The 712-nt window shown below is 41.9% G+C and carries 1 protein-coding gene; it reads left to right on the top strand.

Annotation, left to right across the window (positions count from 1 at the left end; genetic code table 11):
* Positions 1-712: SprB repeat-containing protein (locus AC2A1D_RS17795; RefSeq protein ID WP_484044917.1), on the top strand; the 712-nt coding region annotated here is incomplete at both ends.

The raw sequence follows: 712 nt of genomic DNA, 5'->3' as shown, positions 1-712 counted from the left end.
GGCATCGGCGGTTTCGGGAACAACTGTGGTAACAAATATTGCTTGTTTTGGAGCATCTACAGGAGCAATTAATTTAACACCGACAGGAGGAACTGCTCCTTATACATTCCTTTGGAACGGCGGAATTACAACAGAAGACAGAACAGGTTTAGCGGCAGGTTCTTATTCAGTAACGATTACAGATGCGAATGGTTGTACAGGAGTTGTAAATGTAACGGTAACTCAGCCTGCATCTGCAGTTTCAGGAACAACAGTAGTAACTAATGTAGCTTGTAACGGTGGTTCAACAGGAGCAATTAATTTAACACCAACAGGAGGAACTGCTCCTTATACATTCCTATGGAATGGTGGTGTAACAACAGAAGATAGAACAGGTTTAACTGCAGGTTCTTATTCAGTAACGATTACTGATGCGAATGGATGTACGGGAGTTGTGAATGCAACGGTAACTCAACCAGCATCGGCAGTTTCAGGAACAACTGTAGTAACTAATGTTGCTTGTAATGGCGGTTCTACAGGAGTAATTAATTTAACACCAACAGGAGGAACCGCTCCTTATACATTCCTTTGGAATGGTGGTGTAACAACAGAAGATAGAACAAGTTTAGCAGCAGGTTCTTATTCTGTAACCATTACAGATGCGAATGGATGTACAGGAGTTGTGAATGCAACGGTTACACAACCAACTGCAATTTCAGGAAGTACTGTAGTA

Source organism: Chryseobacterium sp. HNCC26DJ239, from assembly GCF_057180445.1.
This window is presented reverse-complemented; position numbering and strand designations above follow the sequence as displayed.